General features: G+C 69.6%; 11 protein-coding genes. 5 read left to right on the top strand and 6 right to left on the bottom strand.

Annotated features, from left to right (window positions below):
• Positions 1-9: 9 nt before the first annotated feature.
• Complete coding sequence (uvrB, locus tag Q7C18_RS02985) at positions 10-2,166, bottom strand: excinuclease ABC subunit UvrB (protein WP_070160143.1); 2,157 nt, start codon at positions 2,164-2,166, stop codon at positions 10-12.
• A gap of 167 nt (positions 2,167-2,333) precedes the next feature.
• The gene (gene coaE / locus Q7C18_RS02980) at positions 2,334-2,891 is read right to left on the bottom strand and encodes a dephospho-CoA kinase (RefSeq protein ID WP_396954335.1); all 558 of its coding nucleotides are present in this window, start codon (positions 2,889-2,891) and stop codon (positions 2,334-2,336) included.
• Between the two features lie 183 nt (positions 2,892-3,074).
• Here coaE and Q7C18_RS02975 point away from each other — a divergent pair, with 183 nt between their 5' ends.
• Complete coding sequence (locus tag Q7C18_RS02975) at positions 3,075-4,409, top strand: cytochrome P450 (protein WP_311024107.1); 1,335 nt, start codon at positions 3,075-3,077, stop codon at positions 4,407-4,409.
• A 72-nt stretch (positions 4,410-4,481) separates the two neighbouring features.
• Here Q7C18_RS02975 and Q7C18_RS02970 read toward each other — a convergent pair whose 3' ends face one another.
• Positions 4,482-6,314, bottom strand: coding sequence for a BCCT family transporter (locus Q7C18_RS02970; protein ID WP_070160147.1), 1,833 nt, complete (start codon positions 6,312-6,314; stop codon positions 4,482-4,484).
• A 331-nt stretch (positions 6,315-6,645) separates the two neighbouring features.
• On the opposite strand from Q7C18_RS02970, the gene Q7C18_RS02965 reads away from it, so the two are divergent.
• Entirely contained in the window at positions 6,646-7,344 is a 699-nt protein-coding gene (locus Q7C18_RS02965) for a YigZ family protein (protein WP_311024106.1), read from the top strand.
• On the top strand, positions 7,341-8,588 hold the full coding sequence (locus Q7C18_RS02960) for a class I SAM-dependent methyltransferase (RefSeq protein WP_311024104.1): 1,248 nt from the start codon (positions 7,341-7,343) through the stop codon (positions 8,586-8,588). The genes Q7C18_RS02965 and Q7C18_RS02960 overlap by 4 nt, the downstream gene beginning before the upstream one ends.
• 94 nt (positions 8,589-8,682) lie before the next feature.
• Here the strand turns inward: Q7C18_RS02960 and rpsA are convergent, their stop codons facing one another.
• From rpsA to polA, 3 genes are all read right to left on the bottom strand, one after another.
• Positions 8,683-10,173 (bottom strand): 30S ribosomal protein S1, encoded by a 1,491-nt coding sequence (rpsA, locus tag Q7C18_RS02955; RefSeq protein ID WP_070160151.1) that lies wholly within the window; start codon positions 10,171-10,173, stop codon positions 8,683-8,685.
• A gap of 286 nt (positions 10,174-10,459) precedes the next feature.
• Positions 10,460-11,890, bottom strand: a complete 1,431-nt coding sequence (locus tag Q7C18_RS02950) for a GNAT family N-acetyltransferase (protein WP_311024432.1) — start codon at positions 11,888-11,890, stop codon at positions 10,460-10,462.
• A gap of 53 nt (positions 11,891-11,943) precedes the next feature.
• Positions 11,944-14,757 carry a DNA polymerase I gene (gene polA / locus Q7C18_RS02945; RefSeq protein ID WP_396954324.1) on the bottom strand — a complete coding sequence of 938 codons (2,814 nt, stop codon included), beginning with the start codon at positions 14,755-14,757 and terminating at the stop codon, positions 11,944-11,946.
• 18 nt (positions 14,758-14,775) lie between these two features.
• Between polA and Q7C18_RS02940 the strand changes: the two genes are divergently transcribed.
• Both Q7C18_RS02940 and putP read left to right on the top strand, forming a co-directional pair.
• Positions 14,776-15,318, top strand: a complete 543-nt coding sequence (locus Q7C18_RS02940) for a hotdog fold thioesterase (RefSeq protein ID WP_396954323.1) — start codon at positions 14,776-14,778, stop codon at positions 15,316-15,318.
• A gap of 69 nt (positions 15,319-15,387) precedes the next feature.
• Positions 15,388-16,932 (top strand): sodium/proline symporter PutP, encoded by a 1,545-nt coding sequence (gene putP, locus Q7C18_RS02935; protein WP_311024102.1) that lies wholly within the window; start codon positions 15,388-15,390, stop codon positions 16,930-16,932.
• Positions 16,933-16,934 lie beyond the last annotated feature (2 nt).

The raw sequence follows: 16,934 nt of genomic DNA, 5'->3' as shown, positions 1-16,934 counted from the left end.
TGGCCGTGCTCAGTCGTGTCCGGCCTGCTGCATCTGGCGCAGCTCCTTCTTCAGGTCCCCGATCTCGTCCCGGAGCCGGGCGGCCAGCTCGAAGTTCAGCTCTTCGGCGGCGTGGTGCATCTGCCCGGTCATCTGCTCGATGAGGTCCGCCAGGTCGGCCGCCGGCGTCGTCGACGCGATGCTTCCCGCCGAAGCCGCCTCCGGGGACCCGGCATCCTGTGCGGCCGCACCCGAGGCGGAGCCCTCGAACCCGGTGTAGCCGCGATGGCCCTTGCCGTACTCGAAGCCGGTGGCCAGCCCGCCCATGCCCTGCAGCAGGTCCGCCGTGTCGGCGTCCTCGCGGGCCAGCTGGTCGGTGATGTCGGCGATCTTCTTCTGCAGCGGCTTGGGGTCGATGCCGTGCTCATCGTTGTAGGCCTTCTGGATCTGCCGACGCCGTTCGGTCTCGTCGATGGCCTGACGCATGGAGTCGGTGATCCGGTCGGCGTACATGTGCACCTGTCCGGAGACGTTGCGGGCGGCGCGGCCGATCGTCTGGATCAGCGAACGGGTGGAGCGCAGGAAGCCTTCCTTGTCCGCGTCCAGGATCGACACCAGGGAGACCTCCGGCAGGTCCAGACCCTCCCGCAGCAGGTTGATTCCCACGACGACGTCGTGGACGCCCCTGCGCAGGTCGCGGAGGATCTCCACACGCTTGAGGGTGTCCACGTCGGAATGGAGGTATTCGACCTTGATCCCGTGGTCCAGCAGATACTCCGTCAGGTCCTCGGCCATGCGTTTGGTCAGCGTGGTGACCAGCACCCGTTCGTCGCGCGCCGTCCTCTGGCGGATCTCGCCGAGCAGGTCGTCGATCTGGCCCTTCGTCGGCTTCACCACCACCTCGGGATCGATGAGTCCCGTGGGGCGGATGATCTGTTCGACCACGCCGTCGGAGATGCCGAGCTCGTAGGGGCCCGGAGTCGCCGAGAGGTAGACGGTCTGCCCGATCCGCTCCAAAAACTCGTCCCATGTCAGCGGCCGGTTGTCCATCGCCGACGGCAGACGGAACCCGTGCTCCACGAGTGTGCGCTTCCGGGACATGTCCCCTTCGTACATGCCGCCGATCTGCGGGATCGTGACATGGGATTCGTCGACGATCAGCAGGAAGTCGTCCGGGAAGTAGTCCAGCAGACAGTGCGGAGCGGATCCCGGAGGCCGGCCGTCGATGTGCCGCGAGTAGTTCTCGATGCCGTTGCAGAAACCCATCTGCTGCATCATCTCGAGGTCGTAGGTCGTGCGCATGCGCAGCCGCTGGGCCTCCAGCAGCCTGTCCTGGGACTCCAGCTCGGCCAGCCGCTCGCGCAGCTCGTCCTCGATGGCGGTGATGGCCTTCGCCATGCGGTCGTCGCCGGCCACGTAATGGCTGGCGGGGAAGATGTACATCTCCTCCTCCTCACGCACCACGGTGCCCGTGAGCGGATGGAGGGTGTGGATCGCCTCGATCTCGTCGCCGAAGAACTCGATGCGCACCGCGAGCTCCTCGTACATGGGGATGATCTCCACCGTGTCCCCGCGCACCCGGAAGGTCCCTCGGTGGAAGTCGGTGTCGTTGCGCACGTACTGCATCCCCACGAATCGGCGCAGCAGATCATCGCGGTCCAGCGTGTCCCCACGCCGCACCGGCACCATCTGGGCGATGTACTCCTCCGGAGTGCCCAGACCATAGATGCACGAGACCGTAGCCACGACGACGACGTCCCGGCGGGTCAGCAGCGCATTGGTGGCGGAGTGCCGGAGCCGCTCGACCTCCTCATTGATGGATGAGTCCTTCTCGATGAAGGTGTCCGTCTGCGGAACGTAGGCCTCGGGCTGGTAGTAGTCGTAGTAGGAGACGAAGTACTCGACGGCGTTGTGCGGCAACAGTTCGCGGAACTCGTTGGCCAGCTGAGCGGCGAGCGTCTTGTTCTGCACCATGATGAGCGTCGGGCGCTGCACCCGCTCCACGAGCCACGCGGCGGTCGCCGACTTGCCGGTGCCCGTGGCGCCCATGAGCACGACGTCCTTCTCGCCGCCTTCGATGCGTTCGGCCAGCTCCTCGATCGCCTTCGGCTGGTCGCCGGAGGGCTGATAGGGGCTGACCACTTCGAAGGGAGCCACTGTGCGGCTGATCTTCGGCGCCAGAGACATCGTCCACTCGCCTCCCGTCCATGGGTCTCGCGGGCCAGGTTCCGGCCCCCAGGACAGCCTACCGCCTCACGCTCGAAGATGTCTTCGATCCGGGACCGTCGATCCCGCACAGCTGATCCGGACCGCTCATCCCGGACTGTCCGGGCGCCCTGCCCCGCGACGCCCGTTCAGGCTCGGCCGATGAGACCTCCGCGGTCGGACCGGGACAGCCGGTCCATCAGCTCGTCCACCCGAGCCTCCAGATCCTCCAGACTCCCGGAGTTGTCCAGCACGACGTCGGCGACCTCCGCGCGCTGCGCATCGGTGGCCTGCGCCTCGATCCGCGCTCGGGCGTCCGCCTCGGTGCCGTCCCGATCCTCGACGATGCGGCGGACCCTCTCCTCCTCCGGGGCCTGGACCACCACGACGAGGTCGAAGCGGTCGGCCTGCCCGGTCTCGACGAGCAGGGGGATGTCCTCCACCACCACGCTGCCGGGCGGAGCCTGCTCGCGCAGCGCCCGAGCCTGCTGACGCACCCGGGGATGGACGATGCTGTTGAGCCGCCGACGCGCCTCGGGGTCGGAGAAGACGATCGCGCCCAGCGCGGCCCGATCCAGCGCTCCCTCGGCGGTCAGCACGGACTCTCCGAAGGCCTCGACGACCTCCGCCAGGCCCTCACCCCCGGGCTGCAGCGCGTAGCGGGAGAGGACGTCGGCGTCGATCACGACGGCGCCCCGGGCGGCCATCCTCTGAGCGACCGCCGACTTCCCGGAGGCGATCCCTCCGGTCAGGCCCACCAGCACGGTGCCACCGGGCCCGGGGGCCGGAGTCGAGGGCGCAGGTGACTCCACATCCGGGTCGCCGCCGGGGCCGGGCCGGCGGGCGGAGGAAGGTCGGGTCATGGGACGAGTCTATGCAAGAATCCGCCCATGACGCTTCCACCCGGTCCTCGCCTGCCGGCCACGGCCCAGACCCTGATGACCTACGGCGGAAGGATGCGTGCCTTCCCTCGGCTGCGTGCCCGCTATGGCTCCACCTTCACGCTCCGGCTGCTGCCGGGTCCGCAGACCGTCGTGCTGTTCTCGGACCCTGAGGACATCCGTCAGATCTTCGCCGGCGACTCCTGGGAGTTCAGCGGAGCCGGGGGCAATGAGGTGCTGCGTGCCGCCATGGGTGATCAGTCGGTCATGCTCACCGACGGCCAGGATCACCGGGCCCTGCGCCGAGCGCTGATGCCCGCGTTCTCACCCCGTGCGGTCCAGGGTCACCGAGAGACGGTCCGACGCCTGGTCGCCGCGGAGGTCTCCGGCTGGCGGCCCGGAGACCGGATCGACGCCCTGGACCGGATGAGCGCGGTGACCTTGGACATCATGCTCCACGTCGTGTTCGGCGTGACCTCGGCCGACCGTCTCGAACGTCTTCGGCCGCGGGTGCTGCGGCTCGTGGAGGTGGGGCCGGTGGTCGCCTTGGGCTGGCTGTATCCCCGACTGCGCGGGATTCCTCCGTGGCGCGCCGAGCGCAGGAACCTGCGGCAGCTCGACGAGATCATCGCGGAGGAGCTGGCCGCCCGCCGGACCGCGGCTCCCTCGGGAGCCCGACCCGAGGACGGATCCCGACCCGACGCCGGATCGGGAGTCGGCGGTTCGGGAGCCGGCAGTTCGGGGGATGACGTGCTGTCGATGCTGATCGACGCCGGGCTGGACGACGCCCAGCTGCGCGACCAGCTGATCACCCTGGTGCTGGCCGGGTACGAGACCACGGCCTCGGCGCTGGCTTGGACCCTGCATGAGCTCGGCCGCCATGACGAGGTGCGGCGCAGGGCGGGGCATGCCGCCGACGTCGGAGACGACGACTACCTGGAGGCCTGCCTGAAGGAAGCGATCCGGCGGCACCCCATCATCGACTTCGTGGCACGCACCCTGCGCACCGAGCAGCACATCGGCGGCTGGAGGATCCCTGCCGGGGTCACCGTGGCCCCGGCCATCATGCTCACCCAGATGGATCCGCAGCTCGTGCCGGACCCGGAGGACTTCGCCCCGGAGCGGTTCCTCGACGGAACTCACGACCCGGGGGCTTGGATCCCGTTCGGAGGCGGCGTCCGCCGATGCCTCGGGGCGGCCTTCGCCCAGATGGAGGGCGTGGAGGTCCTCAGAGAGGTGCTCCGCCGTGTGGATCCGGTGGCGGACCGGCCGGCCGGGACGCGGCTGCGCAACATCACCAACGTCCCCCGGGACGGGGCTCCGCTGCGCCTCCGGCACCGGTGAGGGGAACAGGCGGCGAGGTCCAGGGGCACGGCGGGTCGGACCGCGGTCCGACCCGCCGTGCCCCTGCCCGTTTCAGCGCCGGACGCCGTCGGGGTCCGTCGGGTCGACCAAGGGGGTCTCTCCCGTGCGGATCCGATACTCCTCGACGATCTCCGGCTGCTCGACGTGCTCCACCTCCGGGGCGCCTTCCGGCTGGGTGCCCTCCTGGAAGTCGGGGGCCACCACTGCCTCGACCAGGGAGTCGTCGGCCTCCTCCATGCGGCGCTCGTACTCCTCGGGCGGCAGGGTCTTCAGCCAGCGACGGGTCCGCAGGTAGCCGACCTCTCCGGCATCCTCCCGCATAGCTCGAGAGAGGTTGAACATCATCAGATAGCCCAGCAGGAAGAAGGGCAGGCCCAGCACGATGGCCACGTTCTGCAGGGCCTCGAGGCCGCCGTCGCCGGTGGCGGTGAGCAGGATCGCCGCGATCAGGCCGATGGACACCGCCCAGAAGCCCTTCTGATGGGCCGGCACCTTGCCCTCGAAGCCTGAGGACATGTCGTTGAGCACCAGAGCGCAGGAGTCCATGGAGGTGATGAAGAAGATCGAGACGAGCATGATCGCGACCGCCGAGGTCAACGTCACCAGCGGGAAGTCGCCGAGGAAGGCGAACAGCGCCCCGGGGATGTCTCCTTCGCCGACCACGCGTTCCACCAGGCCCCCGTCGCCGTGCATCTCGATGTCGAAGACTCCGGTGCCCCAGACGCCGAACCAGATGATGGTGAACGCCGTGGGCAGCCCCAGGACTCCGGCCACGAACTGCCGGACGGTGCGTCCCCGTGAGATGCGGGCGATGAAGATCCCCACGAAGGGCGACCAGGTGATGGTCCAGGCCCAGTAGAAGATGGTCCAGCCGTTCTGCCAGCCGGTGTCCGCCATCGTGTCGTTCCAGAACGCCAGCTCGGGCAGCATCGCCGCATAGACGCCCGTCCACTCGATCATGCCGCGCAACAGGTAGACGGTCGGCCCCGTGATCAGGATGAAGACCAGCAGCGCGATGGCCACCCAGATGTTGAAGTTGGAGAGCCGCTTGATGCCTCGGTTCACCCCGAGGAGCGTAGAGATCAGGGCCACGATCGTCACCGCGGTGATGATCATGATCTGAGACAGCGCCCCTTCGTCGATGCCGAAGAGCTCCGCGAGACCCGAGTTGATCTGCATGGTACCCAGACCGATCGACACCGCCACGCCGAAGACGGTGCCCACAATCGCCAGGATGTCGATGGCCTTCCCGGCCGGTCCGTGGATCTTCTCCCCCAGCAGCGGCTGGAAGATGGAGGACACTCGCGGGGGAAGGTTGCGTTTGTAGATGAAGTAGGCGAACGCCAGGCCGGGAAGCGTGAAGATCGTCCAGGTGTGCAGTCCGAAGTGGTACAGCGTGAAGCCCATCGCTTCGGACGCCGCCTCCGCGGTGCCGCCGACCACGGTGGTGGGGTCGACGCTGCCTCCGCCGTCGACGATCTCCGCGGCCTCGTCCGCGGAGATGCCCCGCGGCGGGTTCGCGAAGTGGTTCACCGGCTCGGCCACGGCCCAGAACATCAGGATCGTTCCGATCCCAGCGGCGAAGAGCATCCCGAACCAGGAGACGTCCGAGTGCTCAGGGGTCTCGTCGTCCTGACCGAGGCGCATCCGTCCGAAGCGTCCGAGGGCGATGTAGATGAGGAAGAGCAGGAAGATCGTCACGCCGGAGACGTAGAACCAGCCGAGGTTGTCATAGATCCACCCCGATCCGGTGCCGAAGAACTCCCCCATGCCGGTCGGGTTGAGCAGGGTGAGCACGACGAATCCCAGGATGATCGCCGCCGAGGCGAAGAACACCACAGGGCTTGTCCGCAGTCTGAACAGGTCGTGGAACCTTTCGAGCATCAGGATGCCTTTCGTCGGTCTGCCTGGTGTCCGGGGCGCCGATCTCAAGGTGCGGTCTCGGTGTTCCGGAACGTGTCACTCACCGTAGGAGAATATGGGATTGTTTTCACGTTTTCACCGATGACGGCGTGTAGCCCCAGGTGGATGCGTACACTCTACGGGCCGTCGCCTCCCGCGACCAGGCCCTCGGCACCCCTCCGCATGTCATCTTCGCCGCGGATCATCCCCTCACGAGAACGGCATTCATGATGGTCCGCAATGACTCCTGAACATCGGCTGATCATCACCTGAATGCCAGCAGGTTCGGCGAGCTCCTCTAGACTGGTGGCCCATGAGCCCCTCCCTCGCCGGCCGCCTGAGCACCCTCCTCACCGAGGACGCCGAGGTCGTCGTCGAGCTGGAGCGCAGGAAGTCACGGTTCCTCACCGTGCTCCGACGCACCCCGACGCTCGAAGACGCCCAAGCGCTGGTCGACCGGCTGCGCCGCGAACACCACACCGCTCGGCACCATTGCAGCGCCTGGGTGATCGGACCGTCCCAGGAGCTCCGGCGCGGCAACGACGACGGGGAGCCCTCCGGCACCGCCGGGGCACCGATGCTGGAGGCCCTCACACACGCCACCACCATGGACGGACGACAGGACCTCACGGATGTCACCGCGGTGGTGGTGCGCTGGTTCGGCGGCACTCTGCTGGGCGCCGGCGGACTTGTGAGCGCCTACTCCGACTCCGTGGTCGCCGCGGTCGAGCAGGCGCGCGCCCACGGCCTGCTGCGCCGACGCCGTCGCCTGCGCCAGGTGAGTCTGCCGGCGCCGGTCGCGGTCGTCGGGCGCTGGGAGAACGAGCTCCGGGCCGCAGGGGTGACCGTGATGAGCACCGAGTACAGCACCGACGCGACCGCCCGGCTCAGCCTGGCCGTCGACGACACGGCCCAGGACCGCGAGGACCTCGAGGCACGGCTCGCCCAGCTGAGCTCGGGGCGCCCCTGCCTGCAGGAGGACGGCCACATCTGGGTGGAGCAGAGGCCATGAGCCCTTCTGACGTCCCCGCGTCCCCTGTGCCGGAGGGCCGGACGCCGGCGGTCCGGCCCTCGGCCCTGACGTCCCTCGCGCTCCTCGACGACCTCGATCAGCACCCTCCCGAAGGGCCCGGCGCCGATGCCGCCGACCGGCTGCTGCTGGATACGGCGGCCGCCTGGTGGACGGCCGGACATCCCCGCGACGCCGTCGCCGTGGCCGACGACCGCTGGGGCGCACTGACGCTGAGCCTGCTGGCCGCGCCGCCGGAGCTGCGCCCACTGACGCTGCGCACGGGTCAGGACGCCCGCAGCGGGGAGCTCGCCGCACAGGCCAACGCCGTCCGGCACGGTCTCACCGACAGCCTCCAGGCGCTCCCCCGGACCTGCGGCGTCACCGAGGAGCTGGTCGCCGGGGCCCGGACCGTGCTGATGCCGCTTCCCCGTGCTCTGGAGACCCTTCAGGACTGGACCTGGCTGGTGGCCGAGCACGCCGCCGACGACGTCGTCCTGCTCGCCGGCGGACGGGACAAGCACATGACCCGCTCCATGAACGAGGTGCTGGCCGCCTGCTTCACCGACGTGGTGCCCGGGCGCGGCCGCGGCAAGGCCCGTGTGCTGACCGCCCGAGGACCGCGCCGGGGACGCATCGCCCCGTTCCCCCGACGTCAGGACCACTCGGGGGTCTCCGACCTGGGCCTCCCGCCGCCGCTGACGCTGCACGCACAGGGGGCCGTCTATGGCGGGACCAGCCTGGACCCGGGCACGCGCCTGATGCTCAGCACTCTGGCCGACGGGTCCGCCGAGGCGCTGCCCTCCGCCGACGGCACACTGCTGGACCTGGGCTGCGGGAACGGCACCATCGCCGTGTGGGCGGCCCTCCGTGACCCCGACCTTCAGGTGACCGCCGTGGACCAGTCCGCCTCCGCCGTGGCCTCCACGCGGCTCAGCGCCGAGGCGGCCGGCGTCGCCGACCGGGTCCGCACCGTCCGAGACGACGGGCTGTCCCGCTGGCCGGACGGCTCCGTCTCCACCATCCTGCTGAACCCCCCGTTCCACCGGGGCAACGCGGTGGACCCCACGGTCGCCCACCGGCTCATCGCCGAGGCCGGTCGGGTGCTGGCTCCGGGCGGCCACCTGGTGTGCGTCTGGAACTCCCACCTGCGACACCGGCCGGTCCTCGAACGCCGGGTGGGCCCCACCCGGCAGCTCGCACGGAACCCGACCTTCACCGTCACCGAGTCGACCAGACGACGCTGACCCGGCGTCGCCCGGCCCGCCGCCGCCCACGACGAAGGCCCCGCCCCACCAGAGGTGGGACGGGGCCTTCAGCGACTCAGCAGATCCGTGCGGATCAGGCGTTGCCGGTCAGCTTCTCCCGCAGAGCGGCCAGCGCCTCGTCAGAGGCCAGGGTGCCCGCGTCCTCGGTCGGCTGAGCCGAGGAGTAGTTGGACGGAGCCGGCTCCGACGACTTGGAGCTGCTGCTGCTGCCGCCCACAGATGCCTGGGCAACGGCCTCGGCGTCGGCGGTGATGGCGGCGGCCACCTGCTTCTTGTGGGCCTCCCAGCGCTCCTGAGCGGCGGCGTACTGAGCCTCCCAGGCAGCGCGCTGCTCCTCGAAGCCCTCCATCCACTCGTTGGTCTCCGGGTCGAAGCCCTCGGGGTACTTGTAGTTGCCCTCGTCGTCGTACTCGGCGTCCATGCCGTACAGCGCCGGGTCGAACTCGGTGCCCTCGGGGTCCACGCCCTCGTTGGCCTGCTTCAGCGACAGGCTGATGCGGCGGCGCTCCAGGTCGATGTCGATGACCTTGACGAAGAGCTCCTCGCCGACGGACACGACCTGCTCCGCCAGGTCCACGTGGCGCACGGCGAGCTCGGAGATGTGCACCAGGCCCTCGATGCCGTCCTCGACGCGCACGAACGCGCCGAAGGGCACCAGCTTGGTGACCTTGCCGGGCACGATCTGGCCGAGGGCGTGGGTGCGGGCGAAGGTCTGCCACGGGTCTTCCTGGGTGGCCTTCAGGGACAGCGAGACACGCTCGCGGTCCATGTCCACCTCGAGGACCTCGACGGTGACCTCCTGGCCGACCTCGACGACCTCGTTCGGGTGGTCGATGTGCTTCCAGGAGAGCTCGGAGACGTGCACCAGACCGTCGACGCCGCCCAGGTCCACGAAGGCACCGAAGTTGACGATCGAGGAGACGGTGCCGGTGCGGACCTGGCCGCGCTCCAGCTTGTTGAGGAAGGAGGAGCGGACCTCGGACTGGGTCTGCTCCAGCCACGCCCGGCGGGACAGAACCACGTTGTTGCGGTTCTTGTCCAGCTCGATGATCTTGGCCTCGATCTCCTGACCGATGTACGGGGCCAGGTCGCGGACGCGACGCATCTCGACCAGGGAGGCCGGCAGGAAGCCGCGCAGCCCGATGTCGAGGATGAGGCCGCCCTTGACGACCTCGATGACGGTGCCGGAGACGACGCCGTCCTCGTCCTTGATGCGCTCGATGTCGCCCCAGGCGCGCTCGTACTGCGCACGCTTCTTGGAGAGGATCAGACGCCCTTCCTTGTCCTCCTTGGTGAGGACCAGAGCCTCCACCTGGTCGCCGACGGCGACGACCTCGTCCGGGTCGACATCGTGCTTGATGGACAGCTCGCGGGACGGGATGACGCCCTCGGTCTTGTACCCGATGTCGAGAAGGACCTCGTCACGGTCGACCTTGACGATGGTGCCTTCCACGAGGTCGCCGTCGTTGAAGTACTTCATGGTCTCGTCGACGGCGGCGAGGAACTCCTCAGCAGTGCCGATGTCGTTGATGGCGACCTGCGGGGCGGTTGCGGTGGTGGTCATGTAGTAGGGGCTCCGATATGGATTGTGTGCTGGACTGGTCAGTGCACGGTTCTCCATGCACTGAGCGACGGACGAATGACAGACTGCCGGCCCAGGCGCCACAGGGCGTCAGGGCCGAGCAGGATCAGTGTCAGAGGTCTGATTCGACTCTGTGCGCAGAACGCGCCCGCCCAGTCTATACTGCGCGGCCAATCGGGTTCAACCGGGCGGCGGCCGGGTCCTGATCCGCCGTGCGACGGCACCCAGAGACGGTCGGATCGCCCCGACGGCGGCCGCAGCCGACCGATCAGAAGTGCGTCGCGCAGTGCGGCGCCGTGGGCAGGTCCCAGCTGGCCGACAGACGGGCCAGCAGCTCCTGCTCCTCGGTCGCTCCCCCGTCCACGGCGAGGCGACCCACGGCGTGCAGGGCGCGCACTGAGACGTCGCCGAGCAGCAGCGAGCCCAGCGTCTCGGCATCGAGGGTCACCACCGGCAGCCGGTGCCCCACATCCGACGGTGACGGCTCCCCCACGAGGGCCTCCACCCGGGCCGACCCCTCGTGGACCTCCACGCGGTAGGCGCCGTCGACGATGCCCAGCCGATCCTCGACCTGCAGCAGCATCTGCTCGTCCGCGCCCCAGTCCCGAGCCTGCAGGCACTGCGCGACGTCGAGGACACGGACCCACAGCACATCGGTCTCCCCGACGACCTCACGGGCGCGGGGGTTCACCAGCGCATGGGACAGCGGATCCTCGAGCGGAGCGCGGGAGAAGGTCACCCGACGCACCAGGTCCATCTCCGCCAGGTGGCGCCACAGCTCAAGACGACTCGTCGCGTCCCGGGAGACCATGTCCATGAGCTCCATCGTCGGCGGCTCGCTGTCCCAGCCGGAGAAGCGGAAGACGGCGCAGCCACCGATCTCTCCGTCCTCGCGCACGTGGACGATGCCCCGCACGGCCCGATCCCAGGAGGCGGCATCGTCGCGGCTCCACCGGGCTGTGGCGTAGTTCCGGTAGGCGGCGTGGCGCCCCACCGAGCCGCGCTCACGGGCATGCTGGACGGCGAAGACCTCCGCGAGGACATCGCCCAGCCGCGTCGGGTCCACCGGCAGGACCGTGCCGGTGGGTGCGGAGCGCAGCGCGAAGCCGTCACCGGCGGGCGTCGTGTTGAGCCGGATCCGCTGCTCCCGGGTGGCGGCGCCGAACCCGAAGCGGCCGTAGATGCCGCCCTCGGAGACGGTCAGCGCGGCCACCGGCAGGCCCTCGTCCACTGCGGCGGCCAGCCGCGCGGTCATCATGTGGCTGAGGATCCCCCGACGCCGGAAGCCCGGGTTGACGGTCACTCCGGAGATCAGGCGGGCCGGAAGGAGCCCCGCCCCGAGGTTGAGGGTCTTGTCCCACTCGACAAACGTCCCCACCGGATGCTCCGGCCCGTGCCCGAGGCGCTCCAGGGCCCCGCCCCAGGGCTCGAGGGCGGCGTGGCCGGGGTCCACGTAGACGCCGGTGAGCACCTGGCCGTCCTCTACGAAGGACTCCTGCCAACGCTCGACGTTGGCGGAGGAGAGCCACCCCTCATAGAACCCCTGGGCCACGCTCCGGGTGAAGGCGGTCGCCCGTCCGCCGCCTGAGGCGTCGGACTCGATCGGGAACGTCTCGACGCGCAGACCGTCGGCGAGCGGGGCGACGGCCGGCGGGCGAGGCACAGCCGGTGTGTCAGATGCTGAGGAGCGGGGAGTCATGGTGGTCACAGGCCCAGCCTAGCGGCATGCCCCGGGAACGTCGTGGCCAGGCATCAGTGCGCCGCCTCGTGCCACGAGGAGCCGACCCCGACGTTGACGTCCAATGGCACGGAGAGCTCCGCGGCGGCTCCCATGCGCTCCACCACCAGCCGCTCGACAGCCTCCCGCTCCCCCGGGGCGATCTCGAGGACGAGTTCGTCATGGACCTGCAGCAGCATCCGGGAGGCAAGACCTTCCGCGCGCAGGGCGGCGTCCACATCGAGCATGGCGCGCTTGATGATGTCCGCGGCGGATCCCTGGATGGGGGCGTTGAGCGCCGCACGCTCGGCCATCTGGCGCAGCTGCCGATTGTCGCTGGTCAGGTCAGGCAGGTACCGGCGGCGTCCGTAGAGCGTCGAGGTGTAGCCGTCCGCGCGGGCCTGCTCGACCACTTCACGCAGATAGTCGCGCACCGCCCCGAAGCGCTGGAAGTACTCGTTCATCAGATCCCGCGCCTCATCCACTCCGATGCCGAGCTGCTTCGACAGGCCGAAGCTGGAGAGGCCGTAGACCAGGCCGTAGCTCATCGCCTTCACCTTGGAGCGCATCTCCGCGGTGACCTCCTCGGTGCCGACGCCGAAGACCCGCGCGCCCACGAAGCTGTGCAGGTCCTCGCCGGCGCGGAAGGCGTCGATGAGCGCCTGATCCCCGGAGAGGTGAGCCATGATGCGCATCTCGATCTGCGAGTAGTCGGCCGTCATCAGGGCCTCGTACCCCTCGCCCACGACGAAGGCGTCCCGGATGCGCCGACCGGCGGCGGTGCGCACCGGGATATTCTGCAGATTCGGATGCAGGGAGGACAGCCGCCCGGTGGCCGCGACCGTCTGAGCGTAGGTGGTGCGGATGCGCCCGTCGTCGTCGATGGAGCCCTGCAGCCCGGTGACCGTCTGCCGCAGCTTGGTGGCGTCCCGGTGGGCCATCAGGTGGACGAGGAACTCGTTCTCAGTCTTGACCAGCAGGTCCTGCAGGGACTCGACATCGGTGGAGTAGCCGGTCTTGGTCTTGCGCGTGGTCGGCAGGCCCAGCTCCTCGAACAGCACAGTCTGCAGCTGCTTGGGCGAGCCCAGATTCACCTCATGCCCCACCACGGCGTAGGCGGCCTCCGCGGAGGCGCCGATGGAGGCGGCGAAGTCGGTGTCGAGCGTCTCGAGGCGGTCCCGGCTCACAGCGATGCCGGTGAGCTCCATCTGCAGCAGCACCTCCGCCAGCGGGATCTCCAGGTCCTGCAGCAGCGTGGTCGCCTCCCGTCCGGCGACCTGCTCCCGCAGCACCGCGCTGAGTCGGTGCAGGAGCATCCCGTGCAGGGCGGCCGTGTCGAAGTCGCTGCGGTTCACGCCGGGCACGACGTCCTGCGCGGAGAACAGGTCGGGAGCTGCGCCGTCGTCCTCAGCGCCGCCGATGAAGTCCTTCGGCTCGGTGGAGGTGCCGAGGTACTGGGTCACGAGATCCGCGAAGGCGAAGCTCCGACGGTCCGGCTGGATCAGGTACCCGGAGATGAGCGTGTCCTCCACGGCCCCCGCCAGCCGCAGACCCCTGCGGGCCAGCCGACGGCCGGCGTCCTTGAGGTCATGCATCAGCTTGGGCCGCTCGGCATCGGCGAGCCAGTCCGCCAGCGCACCCTCCAGTGCGGCGTCCGCCTCGGCCAGAGAGACCGCGAGCGCCTCCTCGGCCCCCTCGGGGACGAGGACGACGGCGAGAGCCTCCGCCACGCGGGCAGCCTCGTCCCGCTTGGCCTTGGTGGACAGGCTCTCGCCGCTGCGGTCCAGGCACAGGGCGACCGCGATCGGGCCCTGGGATGCCTCCAGGGCACCGGTCAGCTCCTCGGCGTCGGTGATCAGGCGCAGTGCGGGCAGCGCCTCCGTCGGTTCGGCGGCGACCTCCGCGTCCGGGAACCGCTGGGCGAAGGTCTCGAAGAGCCTCTCGCGGATCTGGTTGAACTGCAGGGCGTCGAACAGGGGCTCGATCGCCTCACGGTCGGGAAGCGTCAGCGCGGTGTCCTCGAGGGCCACGGGCAGGTCCAGGTCGCAGACGAGCCGGTTCAGCTCGAGGTTGCGTTCGACGTCGGCGACGGCGGCGCGGAGGTTCTCGCCGACCTTGCCGCCGATCTGGTCGGCCTGGGTGATGATCTCGCGGGTCGAGCCGTACTGGGCCAGCCACTTGGCGGCGGTCTTGGGGCCGACCTTCGGCACGCCCGGGAGGTTGTCGGCCGTCTCGCCCACCAGCGCCGCGAGGTCGGGATACTTCTCCGGAGGGACCAGGTACTTGGCCTCCACACCGGCGGGGTCGAGCAGCGTGACCTTGGACAGGCCGGAGGTGGGGTACATCAGGGTGGTGCGGTCGGTGACGAGCTGCAGGGCGTCGCGGTCGCCGGAGACGATGAGCGTCTCCCAGCCGGCCGCCTCCGCCAGGGTCGTGTAGGTGGCGACGATGTCATCGGCCTCGTAGCCCTCCACGGTGACCGCGGGGATGTTCATCGCGGCGGCGACCTGCTTGATGAGCGCGATCTGGCCACGGAACTCTTCCGGGGTCTTGTCCCGCCCGCCCTTGTATTCGTCATAGGACTCGTGCCGGAACGTCGGGGTGTCCAGGTCGAAGGCCAGGGCGACATGCGTGGGCTGCTCCTCGCGGATGAGCTTGAGCAGCATGTTGGTGAAGCCGTGGACGGCGTTGGTGTACTGCCCGGAGTCGGTGATGAAGCTCTCCGGCGGCAGGGCGTAGAAGGCCCGGAAGGCCATGGAATGACCGTCGATGACGAGGAGCTTCTCACCCCCGGCGTCGGCGGCGGCGGCTGAGGACGGCTGGGGGCTGGCTTCACTCTTCGGGCTCACAGTGCAACTCTAGTGGGCATGAGTGGAGATTTCACCGCCGGCGCCGCGCCTGCCGGCAGCGCCGAGACACACATGGCCCCCGTGCCCAGCCGCCTGCCCGATGAGGCCGAGCGGACCGCCCTCCTGCAGGCCGCCGGAGTCCCGGAGCACCTGCACGGTCTGATGGGACCCCACGGGGTCGCCCCGCTGGGTCGGAAGATGGGGCTGCACTTCGAGGAGATGACCCCGGAGAGGGTGGTCGCCACGCTGCCGGTGGCCGGCAACGAGCAGAACATGGGGCTCTTCCACGGTGGGGCTCACATGGTCCTCGCCGAGACGCTGGGGTCTCTGGCGGCGATCCTGCATGTGCGGCTCACCCTGGGCCTGCCGAACGCGGTGGTGGGCACCGAGCTGGGCGCCACCCACCACCGGGCGGTCACCGACGGCGTGGTGACCGGGACGTGCACTCCGATCACCCTGGGGCGCACGCTGACCTCGCATGAGATCGTCATGCGGGATGAGCAGGGTCGGCGGCTGTCCACGGCCCGGATGACGAACATCATCCTCACGCCGCGGGACTGATCGGCGCCGCGGCTCCGCCCGCGCGGCGCTGTTCGGTGAGACAGGTCACCGGGTGCGATACTCGCCCCTATGATCGAGACCGCGAACACCACAGTCCAGCTCGTGGCGGTGATCCTGTACTTCGCGTGCATGGTCGCCATCGGGTACTACGCGTACCGCCGCACCACGGACCTCACCGACTACATGCTCGCCGGGCGGAACCTCCGGCCCTCCACGGCCGCCCTGTCCGCCGGTGCCTCCGACATGTCCGGCTGGCTCATGATGGGGCTTCCCGGCGCCATCTATGCCCGCGGGCTCGTCGAGGCGTGGATCGCCATCGGGCTCACCATCGGTGCCTGGCTGAACTGGAAGTTCGTGGCACCGCGCCTGCGCGCCTACACGGAGGTCGCCAGCAACTCCATCACGATCCCCAGCTTCCTGGAGGCCCGCTTCCGCACCGGCAACCACGCGCTGCGGATCATCGCCGGGCTCATCATCCTGGCGTTCTTCATCTTCTATGTGTCCTCCGGTCTGGTCGCCGGCGGACAGTTCTTCACCGTGGCCTTCGGGCTGGACTACCTGCAGGGCATGCTCATCGTCGCCGGCGTCACGGTCGTCTACACGCTGGTGGGCGGCTTCCTCGGCGCCTCACTGACGGACGTGGTCCAGGGGACGATGATGTTCCTGGGCCTGCTGCTGGTGCCGCTGTTCGCCGTGGTGGTCCTCGGCGGCGTCGGCGATGTGGGCTCCGGGGTGTCGGCGGCGGACGCCGTGCAGGCCACCGCGGCCGGCGCCGAGGTGGACCGGATGAGCTTCCTGGCGGGCGCCTCCGCCCTGGGCATCATCTCCGCGGCCGCCTGGGGTCTGGGGTACTTCGGCCAGCCGCACATCATCGTCCGCTTCATGGCCATGCGCTCGGCCGCCGACGCTCCGGCGGCCCGCCGCATCGGCATCGGCTGGATGGCCCTGGCCGGCGCGGGGGCCATCTTCACCGGACTGGTGGGCATCGCCTACTTCCACGGTGAAGGCGTGGACCTGACCCAGGACGGCCGGGAGGAGCAGGTCTTCCTGCTGCTCTCGCAGGCGCTGTTCCATCCGTTCGTCGCCGCGCTGCTGCTCGCCGCGGTGCTGGCGGCCGTGATGTCCACGATCTCATCCCAGCTGGTGGTCTGCTCCTCCGCCCTGGTGGAGGACATCTACCTGTCGTTCGGCCGCACCACCAGCAGAGGCCAGCAGCTGATGCTGGGCCGCGGCGCGGTCCTGGCGGTCGCGATCATCGCCACGCTGCTGGCCCTGGACACCGACTCCACTATCCTGGATCTGGTCGGCTTCGCCTGGGCGGGCTTCGGCGCCGCCTTCGGGCCGGTCATCCTGCTGAGCCTGTACTGGCGCCGCCTGACCATGGCCGGTGCGCTGGCCGCGATGATCACCGGGGCGGTCACCGTGGGCATCTGGGGCAACGTCGACGCGCTGTCCGGGTTCCTCTACGAGATCGTCCCCGGCTTCGTGCTGGCCACGCTGGCCGCCTGGGTCGTCTCCCGGCTCACCTGGCGTGAGGACGACGCCGCCGCTGAGGTCGCAGCCGAGTTCGACGCGATGCTGGAGGCCTCTGGGGCCCGCACGGCGGCACGCTGATC

The organism is Nesterenkonia sp. CL21 (assembly GCF_031705515.1).
GTDB classification, from domain to species: domain Bacteria; phylum Actinomycetota; class Actinomycetes; order Actinomycetales; family Micrococcaceae; genus Nesterenkonia; species Nesterenkonia aethiopica.
This window is presented reverse-complemented; position numbering and strand designations above follow the sequence as displayed.